The sequence below is a fragment of the Corallococcus sp. AB045 genome (assembly GCF_003668895.1).
In the GTDB taxonomy this organism is placed as follows: domain Bacteria; phylum Myxococcota; class Myxococcia; order Myxococcales; family Myxococcaceae; genus Corallococcus; species Corallococcus coralloides.
Genome location: NZ_RAWN01000042.1, coordinates 26,622 through 46,161, shown reverse-complemented (window position 1 = coordinate 46,161; position 19,540 = coordinate 26,622). Strand labels below are relative to the sequence as shown.

13 protein-coding genes are annotated in these 19,540 nt (G+C 68.8%); 8 read left to right on the top strand and 5 right to left on the bottom strand.

Features of this window, described 5'->3' with window-relative positions; translation table 11 throughout:
* Window positions 1-55: 55 nt before the first annotated feature.
* The 5 genes from D7Y21_RS12855 (at window position 56) to D7Y21_RS12835 (ending at window position 7,897) form a co-directional block, all read left to right on the top strand.
* Window positions 56-784: a phosphatase PAP2 family protein gene (locus tag D7Y21_RS12855; protein ID WP_121713413.1), complete on the top strand. Its 729-nt coding sequence runs from the start codon at window positions 56-58 to the stop codon at window positions 782-784.
* Window positions 785-899: 115 nt separating this feature from the next.
* Complete coding sequence (locus tag D7Y21_RS12850; RefSeq protein ID WP_121713411.1) at window positions 900-2,660, top strand: histone deacetylase; 1,761 nt, start codon at window positions 900-902, stop codon at window positions 2,658-2,660.
* 26 nt (window positions 2,661-2,686) lie between these two features.
* The gene (locus tag D7Y21_RS12845) at window positions 2,687-3,355 is read left to right on the top strand and encodes a DapH/DapD/GlmU-related protein (RefSeq protein WP_120562463.1); all 669 of its coding nucleotides are present in this window, start codon (window positions 2,687-2,689) and stop codon (window positions 3,353-3,355) included.
* Window positions 3,356-3,507: 152 nt separating this feature from the next.
* Window positions 3,508-5,604: an ATP-binding protein gene (locus tag D7Y21_RS12840; RefSeq protein WP_120562630.1), complete on the top strand. Its 2,097-nt coding sequence runs from the start codon at window positions 3,508-3,510 to the stop codon at window positions 5,602-5,604.
* Window positions 5,605-5,812: 208 nt separating this feature from the next.
* Window positions 5,813-7,897: a neutral/alkaline ceramidase gene (locus D7Y21_RS12835; protein WP_121713409.1), complete on the top strand. Its 2,085-nt coding sequence runs from the start codon at window positions 5,813-5,815 to the stop codon at window positions 7,895-7,897.
* A 6-nt stretch (window positions 7,898-7,903) separates the two neighbouring features.
* On the opposite strand, the gene D7Y21_RS12830 is transcribed toward D7Y21_RS12835, so the two are convergent.
* The gene (locus D7Y21_RS12830) at window positions 7,904-8,716 is read right to left on the bottom strand and encodes a cadherin-like beta sandwich domain-containing protein (RefSeq protein WP_233591473.1); all 813 of its coding nucleotides are present in this window, start codon (window positions 8,714-8,716) and stop codon (window positions 7,904-7,906) included.
* Between the two features lie 194 nt (window positions 8,717-8,910).
* Between D7Y21_RS12830 and D7Y21_RS12825 the strand changes: the two genes are divergently transcribed.
* The gene (locus tag D7Y21_RS12825; protein ID WP_121713434.1) at window positions 8,911-9,408 is read left to right on the top strand and encodes a gluconokinase; all 498 of its coding nucleotides are present in this window, start codon (window positions 8,911-8,913) and stop codon (window positions 9,406-9,408) included.
* A gap of 7 nt (window positions 9,409-9,415) precedes the next feature.
* Here the strand turns inward: D7Y21_RS12825 and D7Y21_RS12820 are convergent, their stop codons facing one another.
* Window positions 9,416-10,042, bottom strand: a complete 627-nt coding sequence (locus tag D7Y21_RS12820) for a phenylalanine--tRNA ligase beta subunit-related protein (protein ID WP_121713407.1) — start codon at window positions 10,040-10,042, stop codon at window positions 9,416-9,418.
* Window positions 10,043-10,117: 75 nt separating this feature from the next.
* Here D7Y21_RS12820 and D7Y21_RS12815 point away from each other — a divergent pair, with 75 nt between their 5' ends.
* A complete protein-coding gene (locus D7Y21_RS12815) occupies window positions 10,118-10,480 on the top strand; it encodes a cupin domain-containing protein (protein WP_120562459.1) in 363 nt (120 codons plus the stop codon).
* A gap of 173 nt (window positions 10,481-10,653) precedes the next feature.
* On the top strand, window positions 10,654-12,276 hold the full coding sequence (locus D7Y21_RS12810) for an ABC-F family ATP-binding cassette domain-containing protein (protein ID WP_121713405.1): 1,623 nt from the start codon (window positions 10,654-10,656) through the stop codon (window positions 12,274-12,276).
* Between the two features lie 54 nt (window positions 12,277-12,330).
* Here the strand turns inward: D7Y21_RS12810 and D7Y21_RS41410 are convergent, their stop codons facing one another.
* From D7Y21_RS41410 to D7Y21_RS12800, 3 genes are all read right to left on the bottom strand, one after another.
* The gene (locus D7Y21_RS41410; protein ID WP_147469264.1) at window positions 12,331-12,555 is read right to left on the bottom strand and encodes a hypothetical protein; all 225 of its coding nucleotides are present in this window, start codon (window positions 12,553-12,555) and stop codon (window positions 12,331-12,333) included.
* A 297-nt stretch (window positions 12,556-12,852) separates the two neighbouring features.
* Entirely contained in the window at window positions 12,853-13,266 is a 414-nt protein-coding gene (locus D7Y21_RS41405) for a hypothetical protein (protein ID WP_147443145.1), read from the bottom strand.
* A gap of 133 nt (window positions 13,267-13,399) precedes the next feature.
* A complete protein-coding gene (locus D7Y21_RS12800) occupies window positions 13,400-19,264 on the bottom strand; it encodes an RHS repeat-associated core domain-containing protein (protein ID WP_158627283.1) in 5,865 nt (1,954 codons plus the stop codon).
* Between the last annotated feature and the right edge of the window lie 276 nt (window positions 19,265-19,540).

The following is a 19,540-nucleotide window of genomic DNA, read 5'->3' as shown; positions in this document are numbered from 1 at the left end:
CACTCGCCGCGAAAAGCCCGTGGCCAGCCCGCACCCGCTGTCCTAAGTCACATCCATGTCACGAGGGCCATGGCGGTGGGTGTCGGGTTGGGACGTGATGGTGACGCGGCCCCTGGGGCTGCTCCTGCTCGTGGTCGCGTGCGTCCTGGGCTTCGTCGTCCTGTCGGACGAGGTGCATGAAGGCGAAACGCAGGACATCGACGAGCGCATCGTGCGCTCCCTGCGCCGTGACGAAGACCCCGCGCTCCCCCGAGGCCCGTGGTGGCTCGCGGAGACCGCTCGCGACGTGACGTCCCTGGGCGGCTTCCCCGTCCTGGCGCTCCTCACCGCGGCCGTGTGCGGCTTCCTCGTGGTGGCCCGCCGCTACCGCACCAGCCTCTTCGTGCTGTCCGCCATCGTCGGCGGGTGGATCCTCAACGCGCTGCTCAAGAACCTGTTCCACCGCCCGCGCCCCTCGGTGGTGCCCCACCTCACCGAGACGATGTCCACCAGCTTCCCCAGCGGCCACGCCATGCTGTCCGCCATCACCTACCTCACGCTGGGCGCGCTGCTGGCCCAGTTCGCTGAACACCGCCGCGTGAAGGTCTATCTCCTCTCCGTGGCCCTGGTGCTCTCCGTCCTCGTGGGCTGCACCCGCGTGTACCTGGGCGTGCACTACCCCACGGACGTGCTCGGCGGCTGGGTGGCCGGGCTCGCGTGGGCCCTGTTCGTCACCGTCGCCGCCCGCACCGTGCGCCGCCGCAGCCCCGCCCTTCGGGAAGAGGCCCAGCGCCCCGTGGAATGAGCCTTGCGCCCACGGCCCCCACGCAGGATGAAGGGGCCACCACCCTTTTCGACCCACCTCCCGTGTCCCTCGTCCCCGTGAACAACCGCCACTCCCTGCCGCCCGCGAGGCGCGGATGATCCAAGCGTGGCTGTGGAAGCTGGGCCTGGGACGCGGCCGGGTGCACGTCTTCTACGACGAGGCCTACCGCCTCCCCCTCACCGGCATCGAGTCCTCCGTGGGCATCGAGCCGCGCGGGACCGACTTCACCACCTGGTACCTGCTGGAGGCCGGCGTGGTGCGCGCCGCGGACGTGCGCCACCCCGTGCCCGTGTCCTACGCGCAGCTCTCGCGCGTGCACGACGCCCGCTACCTGGAGTCCCTCTCCGACCCCGCGACCCTCGCGCGCATCTACGCCACCGACCCGTCCGAGGTCCCCGTGGACGCGCTCCTGGACAGCGTGCGGCTCGTGTGCGGCGGGACGCTGGGCGCGGCCCGGCTGGCGCTCGCGCGGCAGGGGCCCGTGGTCAACATGGCCGGCGGCTTCCACCACGCGCGCCCGGACAAGGGCGGCGGCTTCTGCACCGTCAACGACATCGCCGTGGCCGTGGCGGACCTGCGCGCCTCCGGCTTCGACGGCTCCGTGGCCGTGCTGGACCTGGACGCGCACCCGCCGGATGGCACCGCGGCGTGTCTCGCCGGACAGCCCAAGGTGTGGATCGGCTCCGTGTCCGGCAGCGACTGGGGTGTGCTGCCCCCCGGCGTGGACGAAACACGCGTGCCGGACGGCTGCGACGACGTCACCTACGTGCAGAAGGTGAAGGACCTGCTCGCGCGCATGCCCCCTTCCGACATCACCTTCGTCATCGCTGGCGGGGACGTGCTGTCCGGGGACCGCTTCGGGCGCGTGGGCATCACGCTCCAGGGGGCGCGCAAGCGCGACGTGGCCATCGCCGCCGCGCTGCGGGGACAGGCCAGCGTGTGGCTGCCCGGTGGCGGCTACCACGCGGAGTCCTGGAAGCTGTTCGCGGGCACCGTGCTGGTGCTCGCGGGCCTGGGCCACCAGCGCATCACCGCGCGCTACGACCCGCTGAGCGCGCGCTTCCAGCGCATCGCGCACCTGTTGGATCCGGAGAAGGCGAACACCGCCGGGAAGGTGCCGCACTGGGAGCCCTTCTCGCTGGAGGACCTGGAGGGCCCGCTGCGGCTGGGGCCGGAGGTGCAGCCGCGCGTGCTGGGCCACTACACCGCGCAGGGCATCGAGTACGCGCTCTTCCGCTACGGCCTGCTGTCGTACGTGGAGCGCCTGGGCTACAGCCGCCTGCGCGTGCAGGTGGCCTCCACCGGCGGCACCGGCGACCGCATCATGGTGCTGGGCCACGCGGGCGGCCGCGAGCACCTGCTGTCGGACTCGGTGGTGGAGAAGAAGGAGCTCCAGGGCGAGACCTTCCTCTTCGCCAACTGGCTGTCCCTGCGCCACCCCCGCGCGCGCTTCAGCGACAAGCGCCCGCAGCTGCCCGGCCAGGAGGTGCCCGGCCTGGGCCTGTCGCGTGAGACGACGGAGGTGCTGCTCGCCATGGCCCAGCGACTGAGCCTGGCCGGCGTGGCCTTCCGGCCCATGTGGTACCACCTGGCCGTCGTCGCGCGCGGCCGCTTCCACTTCTCCACCCCGGAGCGTCAGGGCCGCTTCGAGGCGCTGATGCGCGACCTGTCCTCGCTGTCGCTCGTGGAGGCCACACGCGCCGTGGCCGAAGGGCGCGTGCGCCTGGATGGCCAGCCGTATCCGTGGGAGCCGGACGACATGCTCTGCCGCCTGTCACCCGTGTCCCTGGACGCGGAGGCCGTGGCGATGGAGCGCGAGCGCTGCCACTTCACCGTGGTGCCCGCGTCCGGTTGAAGCCGGGCCCGTGGTAGTCAGGACACGTGGACCTGGACGCGCAACGCCGTGAACAACACAAGCTGCGGCTGTCGTGGATGCCGTGGCTCTACTTCAGCCTCAAGCCGCGCCACCGCGAATGGGCGGAGGCCTGGCAGCGCGAGGTGCAGGACCGCCTGCGCGCGCTGGAGACAGTTGATATCGCCGAAGGATGTTTCATCGCCCCGGAGGCGCGCATCTTCGCGGAGCCCGGCCGCACCGTTCGCATCGGGCCGGGGTGCAGCATCGGCGCGGACGCCTTCGTGCACGGGCCGGTGGTGCTGGAACCGCGCGTCAGCCTCAACGCGCGCGTCAGCCTGGACGGCGGCACGTGCGGCATCCGCATCGGCGAGGGCAGCCGCATCGCCAGCGGCGCCACGCTCTACGCCTTCGACCACGGCCTCGCGCCGGACCGCCCCGTGCGCGAGCAGCCCGTCACCTCGAAGGGCATCGTGATCGGCCAGGACGTCTGGGTGGGCGCCAACGCGGGTATCACCGACGGTGTCACCGTGGGTGACCACGCGGTGATTGGCATGGGCGCCGTCGTCACCCGCGACGTGCCCCCGTGGGCCATCGTCGGGGGCGTGCCTGCACGCCTGCTCGGGGATCGCCGTCAACGCCCCCGTTCCGGAATTCCCGGGGGGTGGGAGCCTCCAGACTCCGAGGGAAACCCCTGAGTCCCGGGTGGGTCCATTGACTTTGAAACATTCGAGCGCCCTATGCTTCAGGTCGCGGTGAGACGGAAAGAGGGGTCGGGCCCGGACGCACCGGGTGGGTTTCCCTCCAATCCAGATTTCATTCCGTTTCATCCGTGATGAAGGAGGCCGCGGTGACGCAGGAGCAACGCGAAACGGGGAGCGCCGCTGCTCTGGGGCAGTCATCCGTGGCGGGCGACCTCGTGGACACGCGTCGCTTCCAGCGCGCCGGGTCGCTCTTGCGCGAGGCGCTCTTCGAACTGGACGCGGCGGGCCGCCTCGTCCTGGCGACCCCCGCCTGGGAGAGACTGGTCGGAGCGCCCGTGCACGCGTGGCTGGGCCGCGCGCTGGTGGAGCTGTTCCATCCGGAGGACCGGGACCAGGCGCGCGTGCTGCTGCGCACGGCGCTGGCGCGCACGGACGTGCCCTCGCGGCTGGAGCTGCGGCTGTCGGGCGGCACGCAGCCGCGCTGGGTGGAGCTGTCCGCGACGGGCGATCCGGAGCACCTGGGCGGCGTGCTGGGCACGCTGGTGGACGTCACCCCGCGCCGTCTGGCGGAGGAGGCCGCCGCCACTCGCGAGCGCTACCTGGGCGCGATGGTGGAGGTGCAGCGGCAGCTGCTCGCGCCGGAGGCCTCCGGGGATGTGTACAACTCCATCCTGGAGCCTTTGGGCCGCGTCGCGGGCGCCAGCCGCGCCTACGTCTTCGAGTTCCATCGCGACGCCTCCGGCCGGATGCTCCAGTCCCAGCGCGCGGAGTGGTGCGCGCCCGGCATCTCGCGCGAACTGGACAACCCTGACACGCAGGCGTGGCCCATCGATCAGGCCTTCACGCTGCACCAACTGGAGCAGCTCCACCGGGGCGAGGCCGTGCAGGGCTCGCCGGAGGACTTCGGCGCGGACAACGCGCCCGTGCTGCTGGCGCAGGGCATCCGTTCGCTGCTGGTGCTGCCCCTGGTGGTGCACGGCGAGCCGTTCGGCTTCATCGGCTTCGACAACTGCGACGACTCGCGGCCCTGGTCGCACGTGGAGGTGAATCTGCTCTCCGGCGCGGCCGGCGCGCTGTCGCTGGCGCTGGAGCAGCACACCACGGACGCGCTGCGCGTGCGCACGGAGACGGCACTGCGCCGCACGGAGGCCGGCTTCCACCTGCTCATCGAAGGGTTCCCGGACCCCGTGGTGGTGCACACGACGGACGGCATGCTCCTGTCGGTGAACCCGGCCATGGCCAACTACCTGGGCTACCAGGACCCCGCGCAGCTGTTGGGCCGGCACCTGCTGGGCCTGGTGCGGCGCGAGGACCAGGAGGTCGCACGCCGCCACCTGGAGGAGGCGCAGGACGGGGCGCTGGCGGCCCGCTCGCACGAAGTGCCGCTGGTGCGCCGCGACGGGCAGGTGGTGAGCGCGGACCTGGTGACGCTGGGTGTGCTCTTCGACGGCGTGCCCGCGCGGGTGACGGTGGCGCGCGACTTCACCGAGCGCAAGCACATGCAGGCGCAGCTCATGCTGGGGGACCGGCTGGCCTCCATGGGCATGCTGGCCGCGGGCATCGCGCATGAGCTGAACAACCCGCTGTCCTACGTGCTCTCCAACCTGGAGTTCCTGCACCGCGCGCTGGGCCCCATGCCCCGGCCCCTGGGCGCCGAGGAGCTGCTGGAGTACCAGCAGGTGCTGGATGACGCGCGCGAGGGCTCCGAGCGGATGCGCCAGATCGTCCGCCAGCTCAAGGTCTTCTCCCGCGTGGACGACGCGCACGAGGAGGCGGTGGACCTGCACCGCGTGCTGGACTCCGTGGCGCAGATGGCGGCCAGTGAAATCCGGCCGCGCGCCCGGCTGGTGAAGCAGTACGGCGTCGTGCCGACGGTGCGCGCCAACGAGGGCAAGCTGTTCCAGGTGTTCCTCAACCTGGTCATCAACGCCGCGCACGCGATTCCCGAAGGCTTCACGGACGAGCACGAAATCCGTCTCATCAGCCGCGTGGACGACGACGGCCGGGTGGTGGTGGAGGTGCGCGACACGGGCCGGGGCATCGCGCCGGAGCTGCTGCGCCGCATCTTCGACCCCTTCTTCACCACCAAGGCGCCGGGCCAGGGCACCGGCCTGGGCCTGTCCATCTGCGACACCATCGTGCGCGCGCTGGGCGGCACCATCGCCGCGGAGTCCACGCCGGGGAACGGCGCCACCTTCCGCGTCACCCTGCACGTCGCCGCGCGGCCCGCACGCGTGGCCTGAGCAGGCCCGCATTCCGCGTCCATGCGGCGGAGCGGGCCGCCCGTCCGCTGCCTCGAAATGGACTGAATCCGCCGCGCTCCCGTGTTCGAGTGTGGAGCGTCGGACGGCCTGCCCTCGCGTGCGCTGCCCTCCAGGGGGCAACGGCGACACGCTTGGGACCCGCCCCGCCGCCGGGGGCCTTCCCTTCCGAAAGGCCGTGGAGGATGTCATGCACACGCTGAACGGCCGCCTCGCTCCCGTGCTCGGGTTGCTGCTGGGCTGCGTGCTGGCGCTGGGGCCGGGCGCTTCCAGCGCGCAGGAGGGGACGCCGCAGGCTCCAGCTCCAGTGGAAGCTCCGGCGAACGGGTGCGCGGGCTCCGCGAACTTCCTCATCGGCGCGGCGCGCTCGGACATCACCGGCCCCGCGGCGGAGGTGGGGATGATGGGCTACGGGCAGGTGGGCCAGAAGACGGAGGGCATCCACCTGCGGCTGTTCTCGCGGGCGTTCGTCATCGCCTCGCCGTGCAACGGCCGCCGCGTGGCCTTCGTCAGCGCGGACCTGGGCATGGTGTTCCAGGCGGTGAAGCAGCAGGTGGTGGAGCGGCTGCGCTCGAAGCTGGGCGACACGTTCTCCGACGACAACGTGCTGCTCAGCGCCACGCACACGCACTCCGGGCCGGGCGGCTTCAGCCACTACACGTTCTACAACCTGACCACCTTCGGCTTCGTGCCCCAGAACTTCGAAGCCATCGTCTCCGGCATCACGGACTCCATCATCCGCGCCAACGCACGCCTGGCCGAGGGCTCGCTGCGGCTGTCCTCGGGCGACCTGCACGGCGCCAGCATCAACCGCTCACCGGAAGCCTACCTGCGCAACCCGGAGTCCGAGCGCGTCCGCTATCCCGACAACGTGGACAACCGCATGACGCTGCTGCGGATGACGGGAGCGGATGGGCGCGAGCTGGGGCTCGTCAACTGGTTCGCCGTGCACGCCACGTCCTTCGGCAACACGAACACGTACATCAGCGGCGACAACAAGGGGCTCGCGGCGCACACGTTCGAGGTGGAGAAGGGAGGACGGACGCCTGGAGGCCCGGACTCCTTCGTCGCGGCGTTCGCGAACTCGAATGAAGGCGACGTCACGCCCAACATCCTGGGCGGCACGAACGGCGGCGGCGCGAACGACTTCGAGGACGCGGCCCTGTCCGCGAAGAAGCAGTACGACTTCGCCGAGCACCTGTGGTCCACCGCCGGGATGCCGGTGATGGGCGGCGTGGACTACCGGCACGCCTACGTGAAGATGGACGCGGTGGACGTCGCGCCCGCGTTCGCGGACGGCAGCGCGCACCGCACCTGTCCCGCGGCCATTGGACTGTCCATGCTGGCGGGCGCGGAGGACGGGCCCGGCTTCGGTTCGGAAGGGGCCACGTGCGAGTCCGTGCACGACGTGTGGAGCCAGTTCACCTGCGCCGCCGTCACCACGCCCTGCCAGGGGGAGAAGCCCATCGTCCTGGAGATGGGCACCATGAAGCCCTACCCGTGGTCCCCGGAGGTGCTGCCCCTGCAGGTGGTGACGGTGGGGCCGCTGGCGCTGGTGGCGGTGCCCTTCGAAATGACCACCATGGCGGGCCGCCGGCTGCGCGACACGGTGCGCGCGCAGCTCCAAAGCACGGGCGTGACGGACGTGGTCATCGCGGGACCGGCCAACGCCTATTCGGGCTACGTGGCCACGCGCGAGGAGTACGCGCGCCAGGACTACGAGGGTGCGTCCACGCACTTTGGCCCGTGGACGCTGGCGGCGCTGCAGCAGTCCTTCACGGGGCTCGCGGCCAGCTTGCGCGACGGGACATCCGTGCCGCCCGGCCCCCCGCCGCGCGACCTGCGCAAGGCGGTGGTGGGGTTGCAGCCCGGCGTGGTGTTCGACGACAAGCTGCTCTGGGTGGACTTCGGCGCCGTCGCGGAGGAGGCGAAGGCGTCCTACGCGCGGGGCGACACGGCGAGCGTCACCTTCTGGGGCGGCCATCCGCGCAATGACCTGAAGCTGGGCGGCACCTTCCTTCGCGTACAGCGGCGGGAGGCGGATGGCACGTGGCGGGACGTGGCGAACGACGGGGACGGCGTCGCGCTGTACCACTGGCAGCGCGAGTACTGCGTGCCCACGCTCGCGTGCTCGCAGGTGCGAATCACGTGGCCCATTTCCAGGGACACGCAGCCGGGCACGTACCGGCTGGTGCATGAGGGGAACTGGAAGTCCGGCTGGGACGGGCGCATCCACCCGTACTCGGGAAGCTCGCGCCCGTTCACCGTGAAGTAGCGCGCGTCAGTCGCAGGAGCCGTCCGGGTTGCAGCGCTTGTCGCACTTCTTGCAGGACTCGCCGCCCTTGCCGCACTGGTTCTTGTTGGGCGCGGGGATGCAGCTGTTGCCTTCGCAGCAGCCGCCGCAGGTGGACGGGTCGCACTTGCAGAAGCCGTTGATGCACGCGAGCCCCGGTCCGCACGCGGTGCCACTGAGGCCGCAGACGCACTTGCCCCCGGCGCAGCGGCTGGCGTTGATGTCGCAGGCCGGGCCGGTGCCGCAGCCGCAGGTGCCCCGGTCGGTGCAGGTGTCCGCGCGGATCGAATCGCAGACCTCGCACGCGACGCCGCCCACGCCGCAGGTGCGGAAGGTGCGGGACGTGCACACGCCTTCGCGGCAGCAGCCGTCCGGGCAGTCCACGCAGAAGGTGCCGCCGTTCGACGCGGTCAGCCGCACGGTGACCTCCACCTCGTAGCCGTCGCGCACGGTGGCGGTGGCCTCGCCGGTGGCGACCGTGGCGTCGTCGCGCAGGCCATCCACGCGGACGGTGGCCTGGGTGCCATTGGCCGCGCCGTCCAGGAGGACGCGGAACGTCTCACCGTTCACGAGCGCGCGGCTGGAGTCCTCGGGCAGCAGCGAGGTGGGCACGGAGGCGCCGTCCGCGGTGGCGGAGATGCGCAGCCGGGTGAGGTTGAGGGAGGGCTCGAACTGGGCGGTGACGAAGAGCGCGGTGCCGGCCGCGGCGGCGGGGTCACGGCAGGCGGCCAGGGACACCAGCGCGAGCAGGCCGCTGCACAGAAGGAGCCGGGCGAGTGTCCGGCCGGGGGTTGCTCCCACGGAAGTCATGATGGCGCGGGAGGGTAATGGTTCCTCCTTCGCGAAGTGGAAGTCATGTTGGACGCGGGGGTGATGGCGTTGGACAGCGGACGCTCACGTCCGGTGTGTCACCGGCCGTGCATCTCGCGTGGCGCCCGAGGCAAGAAGGCCGCAGCATGCGGGAGCGCGCGAGACCCGAGGGAGGCGGCAACGGCATGGTGGTCATCGTCATGGGCGTTTCAGGCACCGGGAAGTCCACGGTGGGCCGGGCGCTCGCGGACCGGCTGGGGTGGACGTTCGTGGACGCGGACGACCTGCACTCGGTGGAGAACCGCCGGAAGATGGCCGCGGGCACGCCGCTGACGGACGTGGACCGGCAGCCCTGGCTGGAGCTCCTGCGCGCGAGGATGGAGAAGGCGCTGGAGGCGGACGAGGACCTGGTGCTGGCGTTCTCCGGCCTCAAGGCCTTCTACCGGGCGAGGCTCACCGTGGACTCCGCGCGCGAGCGCTGGGTGTACCTGCACGCGCCCGCGTCCGTCATCCTCGAGCGGATCCAGAAGCGCGTGGGGCACTTCATGCCGGCGTCGCTGCTCCAGAGCCAGTTGGAGACGATGGAGGTGCCCGAAGACGCGTTCACCGTGGACGTGACGCCGCCGCCCGAGGAGATCGTCGAGCGCATCGTGACGGGGCTGGCGTTGACGCCCCGGGTGTAGAGCGCTTTCAGCGCACGGGCTCGACGGTGGCGCCCAGGCGCTCCAGCAGCTCGCGGTACCAGGTGAAGGCGCGCTCGGTGTGGCCCTTCAGCTCCTTCGTGCCCCACAGCAGCGTGAGCGTGCGGCGCGTGGTGGCGTCCGTCTTGGTGCGCTGGGCGTCCTTCACCGCGTTGGCGCACGGGCCCTGCGCGTCGAAGAGGCACAGCAGGCCCTCCAGGTCGATGGTCTGCCCGGAGGCGTTGAAGACGTAGCGGTCGCCCTGGATGGCGGTGGAGACGCGGAACGGGGCCTGGGCCTTGTCCAGGTCCACCACGCTGATGGGCAGGCCGCTGTGCAGCGACACGGCGTTACAGGCGTCCACCGCGGCGTTGATGGTGCCCAGGGTGCCGTCGCCGGAGGCCCGCACCAGGTACTCGGACGCGGGCTTGCCCCGGCCCGTGGGCTTGTAGCCGCCGTGGCGGAGCAGGTCGCGCACGGCGCCCCGGACGGCGTCGTCACTCTGGACGGGCGCGGTGGCGCCGGGCTTCAGCAGGGCCTGCAGCCAGTCGGGCGCGGGCAGGTCCCCCAGGGGGGCGGGCCACGAGGAGGTGAAGGCGATGAGGTCGAGGAGGGGATGGGGGTCGACGGTCAGCACGGCGGCACTCTACGCCACGCGCTGGTAGGGTAGGGATGGCTGCTGTTCCCCTTCGTCCCCTCCTGGAGCATCCGCATGCCCACGCTCATCCCGAAGCCCATCCGTGTGACGGCCGTGGGCAACAAGCCGAAGCTCATCGACGAGTACGTGGGCCGGGTGAACTCCAAGACGTCCAACATCAGCGTGGCCCACATGCGCAGCCCCGGTGGGTGGGAGGAGCCGGGCCAGACGCCCGAGTTCCGTGAAATCACCCTGGTGCTCGCGGGCACGCTGCGGGTGGAGCACAAGGGCGGGGTGATGGACGTGCACGCCGGTCAGACGGTGGTGTGCGAGCCCGGCGAGTGGGTCCGCTACAGCACTCCCGAGGAGGACGGCGCGGAGTACGTGGCCATCTGCACCCCGGCGTTCTCCCCGGGAACCGTGCACCGGGACCACTGAGGCCCGCGTTCCAGGGTCCAGGTTCCAAGCCGGGCGGAATCCCGGGCGGGGGCCTGCCTGCCCGGCCGCGCGGAAGGACCGGAAGCCGTCGGGGGTTCGGAAGCATCCCTCCGGCGGGCGGCTCATGGCATAAGGGCGCGCCGCCTGATTCCCCGGGCCCTTTCGGTACGCACATGATCCGTCTCGACAACATCGGTAAGCAACACGGTCAGCAGATCCTCTTCATCGAGGCGTCGGCCGCGCTCCACAAGGGCGAAAAGGTGGGCCTGGTGGGCCCCAACGGCGCGGGCAAGACGACGCTGTTCCGGATGATGACCGGCCAGGAGTACCCGGACGAGGGACAGGTCTCCATCGACCGTGGCGTCACCATTGGCTACTTCAGCCAGGACGTCGGTGAGATGAACGGCCGCAGCGCGGTGTCTGAAGTGATGGACGGCGCGGGCCCGGTGAGCACCGTGGCGGCGGAGATGAAGCATCTGGAAGCCGCCATGGGTGACCCGGACCAGGCGGACAACATGGAGAAGCTCGTCGAGCGCTACGGCGTCGTGCAGGGCCGGTTCGAGGAGCTGGGCGGGTACGCGCTGGAGGGCCGCGCGCGGGAAATCCTCGCGGGCCTGGGCTTCAGCGAAGAGATGATGGACGGCGACGTGGGCAAGCTGTCGGGCGGCTGGAAGATGCGCGTGGCTTTGGCGCGCATCCTGCTGATGCGGCCGGACGCCATGTTCCTGGACGAGCCCTCCAACCACCTGGACCTGGAGTCGCTCATCTGGCTGGAGGGCTTCCTCAAGGGGTACGAGGGCGGCCTGCTGATGACGTCGCACGATCGCGAGTTCATGAACCGCATCGTGACGAAGGTGGTGGAGATCGACGGCGGTTCGCTGACGACGTACTCGGGCAACTACGACTTCTACGAGGGCCAGCGCGCGCAGAACGAGGCGCAGCAGCAGGCGCAGTACGAGCGTCAGCAGGCGATGCTCGCGAAGGAGATCAAGTTCATCGAGCGGTTCAAGGCCCGCGCGTCGCATGCGGCGCAGGTGCAGAGCCGGGTGAAGAAGCTGGAGAAGATTGAGAAGGTGGAGCCGCCGAAGCGCCGCTCCACGGTGCTCTTCGAGTTCCAGCCGCCGCCGCGTTCCGGTGACGACGTGGTGAACCTGAAGCGCGTGTCCAAGGGCTACGGCAAGCGGACCATCTACGACGGCCTGGACTTCCTGGTGCGCCGCGCGGAGCGCTGGTGCGTGATGGGCGTGAACGGCGCGGGCAAGTCCACGTTGCTGAAGCTGGTGACGGGCACGACGCAGCCGGATGAAGGCACGGTGGCGTTGGGTGGCAGCGTGAAGATGGGTTACTTCGCGCAGCACGCCATGGACCTGCTGGACGGAGAGAAGACGGTCTTCGAGCAGCTGTCGGACGCGTTCCCCCGGGCGGGGCAGGGCTCGTTGAGGGCGCTGGCGGGCTGCTTCGGCTTCAGCGGCGACGAGGTGGAGAAGAAGTGCCGGGTGTTGTCGGGTGGAGAGAAGGCGCGTCTGGTGATGGCGCAGATGCTCTACGACCCGCCGAACTTCCTGGTGCTGGACGAGCCCACGAACCACCTGGACATGGGCACGAAGGAGATGCTGATCACGGCGCTGTCGCGCTACGAGGGCACGATGTTGTTCGTGTCCCACGACCGGCACTTCCTGGGAGCGCTGTCCAACCGCGTGCTGGAGCTGACGCCGGACGGCATCCACAAGTACGGCGGCGGCTACACGGAGTACGTCGCGCGTACGGGCCAGGAAGCCCCGGGTCTGCGCAGCTGAGACGTACCGGACGCCCAGAGCGTGAAAGCGCTCTGGGCGACGCTGCCGTTGGGCTCAATCTTCGACTTGCGTCCAGTCGGCAGGGCCTACTGAAAACTCAAACTTCGCCTGCCGCATGGCTTCCTCAAGGCTTGGATGCCATGTGTCACCGAGTGGCAGTTCGTTGGCGCCCAGGCGGAACCGGTAGAAGGCGTCGTCTGCGCTGGTGATTTCAATCGACGCGACGGTTTCGCCTATTGATTTCATTGTTTGTGAAGAGATGGTGGCAGTGAGCCTCATGCGCCGGCCTCGAACTGCCGGAGCGCCTCGAGTTCTGCCGCCGTGGCCGCAAGAAGGGCGTCGAAGTCGTTCGGCTTTGACTGGATGGCCTCGTACTCCTCCGCAATGCCATGGTTCGCAAGAGCCGCGCTAGATGGCTCCTGCGAACCTTGGCCACGCGGTAGTCGTCCCCTAGCGCCGGCGCACTCGTTGTCGGTCAGCTTTCGATCTGCCTCGTCCAGGATACTCATGGCTTGCTGTTCGCGAACGTGAGGATCCTGAAGGTATCGAGTCTGGGACCGAGTTCCATCATGAATCTCAGTGAAAGCCGTTTGTGATGTCGATCATCTTGTGAGGAGAGAAGGACTTGATCGCCATCAGGAGCATCCAGCCGGTTCCTCCGTCCGATGGGGCGATTTGTCTGCAGCAGATGCGAAGCACTGAGTCACTGAGGGTCCAGTCTTCGCACTGCTTTTCTCCCACCTCGCGGTTGGTGGAGGTGGGAGAGCCAAGAACGGAAACTGCCTCATCGTGGAGGGCCTTGAACGCCGTTGCGCAGCGCGCTTCCCGGCGAACGACCGAGGCCCCAAAGTTCTCAAGCTTTTCGTCAGAGGAAAACAAGTAGGTCACCTTCGCCGGGTACCCACTCAATGTGAGGTTTTGTCCGAGCGCTTCCGCTTCGGCTCGTGTCATGCCATGGCGGAGTCGAGTCAATAGGGCAATGGATTGCATGGGCTGCGCTTGAGAGGGAGCGTTGAGTGACGCATCGGGTAATGATGCTTCTGGCGGGACTGGACTCGTCGAGTTCATCCAATGCACGGTCAAAAAACCTCCTGTGGCTCCAGCCAGGAGAAGCCAGGACGTCCTATGGGTTGGCATTGAAAACCTCGTCCAGGAAGGCCGTTGTCATGCCCTGGGCCTCCATTTCAACTTCAAGGAAGTCAAGCCCCTCGAAAGAGGCCTTGTATGGGTTTTGTGAGAACTGGGTGTCGTGCCACATCTCGTGGAACAAGACTTCCTCGACGGAGCGCCCAGACCCGAGGGCGAGGCGAGTGTCGATGGTGCTCACGAAGGCTTGAGGGGCGAGATAGCGCTGGATTCCGTCTGGCCGCGCGGAGCATGCGTTTCCCATCCGGCGTGAATGGCCCGGAGTGCGATTCCCTTCACGATCTCGCATCTGGCTCCCTTGACTGAAGCTGAACTCATGCGGGCTGTTCTCCAGCGTGTCAATGGCGAAGCTGCCCAGCTCCGTGGCCTTGATGTTGTTGAACGCGGACTGTAGCGCAGGGGCGATGGAGACGATGCGCCGTCCATCAGGATCGATGAACTGGTGGGGCTGGTTCGCGGCGTAGGCGTAGAGGTTGGAATCTCCGCCTGCGAAGCGGATGGGGTCCTTGGCCGTCCACCGACCCGTTTCAGCGTCGTAGTCCCGAGCCCCGAAGCGGGTCAGCTTCGTGTCCCGGTCATAGAGGCCGCCCGCGAAGCCAAAGGGCTGGAAGCCGGGATTTGAATCCGCGACGACGTTGCCCCAGACGTCGAACTCCATGCGCTGCACCACCGCCCCATTCCGGGTGTCGACGACGAGGCGCGGGCTTCCCAGCGGGTCCGTGAGGATGCGGTAGGTGATGCCTCCCTTGAGCATGAAGTCGGGGGAATGCCCCCGAGTGCCATGGACGAAGCGGCTGACGACATTCCCCGCACCATCGAGTTCCGCGATGACACGCCGCCCCTCGTAGAGGAAGCCCTGGATGAGCGTGCCATCCACCTTCTTGCCGACACGCCTCGACGCGGCGTCGAGCACGTACTCGAGCTGCCTGCCGCCGGCGAGCTCGACATGCACCAGCGCGCCCAGCGCGTCATATGCGTACTGGGTGGTGTACGTTCCCTCCGTGCGCATCTGAAGGTCCCCGTTGGCGCCGTAGCTGTAGGTCTTGCTCCCAAAGGACAGCAGCCGGTCCTGGGCGTCATGGGTGGCTGTCTGCAACGTGTCCCGGAGGACGGAGGTGCGGTTGCCATTGGCGTCGTAGGTGTTCGCCTCCAGCAGGACTCCGTCGCGGGTGACGGACGCCAGCCGTCCCGCCTCGTCATGGGTGAAGACGTCCGAATGGACAGTGGTTCCCTCGGTTTCAGTCCGCCGGACGATGCGGCCCATCACGTCGCGCTCCAGCTGGTAGGACAGCAGCGGGACGTTCCCGGCAGCGGCGGACCAGGACTCCAGCTCTCCGTAACCGTTGGAGGTCTCAGTGGTGGAGACCGCTCCAAGGCGTGTTCCCGCGAGCAGGCCATTGTCGTCGCGCCGTGACAGCGTCAGCGCTCCCGCTGAGACGAGCAGCCCGTCCAGGTCATAGGCATACGCCACGGGTGACCCACCATTGACGGACGCTGTCGCGATCCGGAAGTCCGTGTCATGGCTGTACTGGAGCGCCCCTGTCACGGCTCCCTTCCAGGAAACCCCGGTCAGCAGCGGACCGTCGTGGCTGAATTCGAGCCCCACCCCGGAGGTGCTCGCGAGCGAGCGGAGACGACCTGCTCCGTCATGGCCACTCGTTACGCGCGTGCCTGGGATGTCCAGGGTGGCGAGTCTGCCCGCGGCATCGTAGGCGAATGACACGGTGCCACCTGGTTGCCGGAGTTCGGTGAGGGAGTCATCCAGGTCGTAGGTGTAGCCGGATGAGAAGGCGCTCCCTCCGGGAGGTGCATAGGACGCCAGTGCCTCCATGGCCGTGTACTGGAATGCGTGTGCGGGCCGTCCGGGTGGCGTCACCGAGGCGGGGGCGTCCCCTGTCTCATAGGTGAGCCCCGTGACACGGTTTCCAGGAAGCATGCTGGACGTGATGCGACCTGCCTCGTCCCTTGTGAGGACGGTGGCGCGGTCCAGCCCATCTGTTACAGAGCGCAAGGCACCCTCCGCTCCATACGTGAACGTCCTCCTCCGGCTCCCCTGGACGACGGAACCGGGACGGCCCTCCTCGTCGTAGGTGAACTCCACCGGAAGCAGGCCCGGTGTCTCGGCCGTGTGGATGCGTCCCTGCGCGTCCAGTGTGAGGACAGACACCTTGCCCATGGGGCTGGTGGAGAGGAGACGTCTTCCAGCGGCCTCGTAGCGCAAGGTGGTGGTCCGGCCATTCACCGTCACCGTGTCCGTCTGCGTACCCACGTCCAGCAGCGTGCCCTGGGGCAGGAGGGTCACCTCCCGCTGGTGGGTGGACGTGGAGGTCAACCCGCTCGGCAGCTTCACGGTGCGCGATGCCACGAGCGGTGACTGCATGCCCAGGCGGGGCTCCGGTATCTCCACCACCGTGGTGACCCTGCCATCCGGTGCGGTGTAGACCGTGGTGCCATTGGGCGAGCGCAGCGTCGTCCACGCCGTTCCATCAGACGCGGTGGTGATGCGCCGCTGGACGCCGGACTCCAGGTCTTCCACCTGGTATCTCCGGGTGCGCCCCATCGCGGTGGTGAGCACCACCAGGTAGCCCTTGTCCAACCGCGTCCGTTCGAGGGCCTTGAATCCTCCCGAGGGCTGGGCGTCCTTCGTCAGCCAGCCTTCCGGGCTGTATTCGAACAGGTGCATCCCGCCGCGTTCGTCTCGCAGGGACGAGAGCAGTCCGCCGTCCTGGTAGGTCAATGCCACGCTCTCCCTGCCTGGCCGGGCGAGGGAGGCGAGCAATCCATCGGGCCCTGTCTGCAACACGGTGCGCTGGCCGTGGGGCGCGAGGATGGCCGTGGGTGCCCCTGTCACGTCCCGTTCAATCCGGGTGATGAGGCCGGACCCGTCCGCGACGGACACCAACCGCGCGTTCTCGTCGTAGGTGAAGCGGTGGCGGACCGAGAGCGTCCAGGCCTCCAGGGTGCAGAGGTGACGCCCCTGCCAACCAAAGCCATACAGCTCGCTGCCGTCGGGGGAGGGCACGAGGTCATCGACCTGGCCACAGGGTGTCTCCAACGTCCCTACCGGATACTGGGGCGGCGCGGGCGCGGTGACGACCGGTGCTTCGGGTCCCCCTCCGGCGAAGACAAAGAGGTTGCCGTCCAATGAGACCCTGCGGACGACGAACTGGGACGCGTCCCCCACAAGGAGGCTGCCATCGAGGGTCACGGCGAGCCCCTTGGGCGCTGTCAGACTGGCGAGGGGCCCTTCCTTGGAAGGATCTCCTCCGCATCCGCCGTTGTTGATGGCCCATGCGCTGCCATCCGGGAGGAGGCGGTGCAGAAGGCATCGGTGAGAAGACGACGTGTAGAGGCTGCCGTCAGGGCCGAGGGCCAGGCCCCAGAGCCAGCCTCGCGGTGATTCGTCGTACAGATTCTGCCTGCGGCTCCTTCTGCCGGTGCGCAGCTCCTCCTCGTCCAGTGAGTAGAGCAGCGTGAACAGTCTGCCCTCCGTATCGACACGGCGCAGACGGCGGTTGCCTGCGTCCACGAAGAAGAGGACGCCTTCAGGGCCCACGACCAGTGCACGGGGCGTATCCAGGCGCGATGCGATCGCCAGTCTGCCTTCTCCCGCGTTGCCACGAGCGCCCGTGCCCGCGACCGTGGAGATGATGCCGTCTGGCGTGACGCGACGGATGCGGTGGTTGTCGGTATCCGCGAGGTAGATGCTGCCGTCCGGCCCCACCGCGACACCCGCGGGCGCATTCAGGTTCGCCAGGGTCGCGGGACCTCCGTCGCCGCCGTCCGCCGCGAGTCCTGTGCCCGCCACCGTGGAAATGAGTCCGTCCGGCGTGACCCGGCGGATGCGGTGGTTGCCCGTGTCCGCGATGTACAGCGCTCCGTCTGGGCCCACGGCCAGCGCCTCGGGAGAGGCCAGGCTGGCGATGAGCGCCCTGCCACCATCTCCCGTCGCGCCCTTCACCCCGTTGCCCGCCACCGTGGAGATGACTCCATTGGGCTTCACCTGCCGGATGCGGTGGTTGCCCGTATCCGCGATGTAGACCGTTCCGTCCGCCGCGACGGCGACCCCCTGGGGCGCGGCGAGGCGCGCCTGCTTCGCTGGGCCGTGGTCTCCACTAAAGGTGGGCGTCGCGGTGGTCAGCACCCGGGGCGTCTTGCCCAGGGATTCCCGCCCGGGAAGGGCTCCTCCCTGGCCCGGGTAGAGGGTGCTGCGCCACGGGTCGTAGGCATGATGCGCATCCAGGCTCCAGCCTCCCAGTTGGCTGAAGTCCGGCAGGGACACCACCGTGGCGGTGTGGAACTGCCACAGCGTCAGGTCCCGGCCGTCAGGGCCCTCGAACCGGGTGCTTCTATCTCCATACCGGGCCCAGGCCTGGGACTGATCATCCGGGCTCGCGTAGTAGCTCAACCCGTAGACGTAGCCGATCCGGATGCGGGCGGTCTGTTCTCCCCAGACCTGCCGGCCAAAGGCATCCAGGCCATCCCATACGAAGCGGTAGCTCTGGTTCGGACGCGCGGGGAAGGTTCGAGCGAAGGCCTGTCCCGCGACGTTCACGATGAGGACGATGTTCTTCAGGCTCGCGGGGACGTGACCTCCGCTCAGCGGGATCCGGAGGGCCCGGTTGGCGGTGCGAGCGGCGGCCCGGTCACTGCGGTAGTAGAGCTGGAATGGCGTCCCGGGGATGGGCAGGGCCTCTCCCAGCGTCTGGTTCTGGCATTCGATGATGCTGCCGCTTTCGCAGTCGGGCTGGGCCTCCGGTGTCTCAGCATGTGGCTCGGGTTGCTGGGGCTCTTGCGCATCCGGTGGAGGCCCAAAAGGCCAGTTATAGTCATACGGAGTGAAGTGAGTGACGGGCACCCGCCACAGGCTCTTTCCCACGGCATACAGGGCAGCCAGGCGCGCACGCTCCGCATCGGTGAAGCCCAAGGCCGTCAGTTGCTCGCGGTCGTCTGGTGCGCCGTCTCCGTCCGCATCCACTTGAGCGATGCCGTCGCGTTTCCCCACGATCGCGATGACCCGCCCATTGTCCGAGGCGCGCCAGCGCCCCTGTTGCCGGTCGTAGTAGCCGGAGGGCACGACGAGCCCCGCTGGAAAGGCCAGGAAGTTGTCCACGTATCCCTGGACTGGCGGGCTGAAGCGCACCTCGGTGGCGCCTGCCTCCAGCGCTTCGTCCACACTCAGCTCCACGGCGTAGGTGTAGCCGCTGGTGGCGGGCAGCAAGCCGGGCATGGCCGCGGGGCCCTCGGTCCCGACGGTGTACTCGGTCGCGCGCACGTGAAACGGCCCCGTCAGGGGAACACGGGTCCCGTCGCGCAGGAGCATCTCCGCCTGGGTTCCGGGAGCGAACAGCAGGGTGGCCTGACGGCTGCCGGCGCTGTCCTCCACCACGCTGCCCCGCGCGACCTGGAACTCCGCTGCTCCCGGCGTGATGGCCGTGACGCTGGAGTCCAAGGCCGTCAACACCACATCTGGAAGCGGAGCGAATTCGCGCCACGGAACATCCACCTGTCGCTGGACGGGCAGGAATCCTGGCTTCTCCACTTCAATCGTGAGTGCTCCACCGCCATTCACGGCGAGCGAATACTCACCTTGAGCATTCGTGAGCGTATGGCCTTGCTCGGGGTGCGCGAGAACACCGATGCGAGCAGCCACGATGGGCTGCCCATTCCTTCCCAACACCTTCCCGCGAATGACGGCAACCCGGCGTGGATCCAAGGCACCTTCGGTCACGTCCACCTGAGCCGGGTTCGGACCCTTGTAGAGAAACTCGATGGAGGCGCCGAAGTCCGTCGGGACGGTGGGGGCAATGGCCGCGGGCGCCTGCACTTCGCCTCCATCCATGCCGGCATCGCCTGAGAGTCCGCCATCCGCTCCGCCACAAGGAGCGGAAAGGCAGGCCTCGTCGGGATGAGAGGGAGCATCCTGTCCAGAGCATCCCCATGGACCCGCTCCCAACAACAGCAAGAAGCCATGCCATGGCCATAGGACTGGCCTGGAACGAGTTTGCCTTTTCATCCATCTCCCCCCGAAAGACTGAGCCGGCCCATAGCCTGTCGGTCGTCAGCCAGGCAGGTCAACGAGGGGATGGGATGGGTTGTCTGTCCTTGCGGAGTGGCT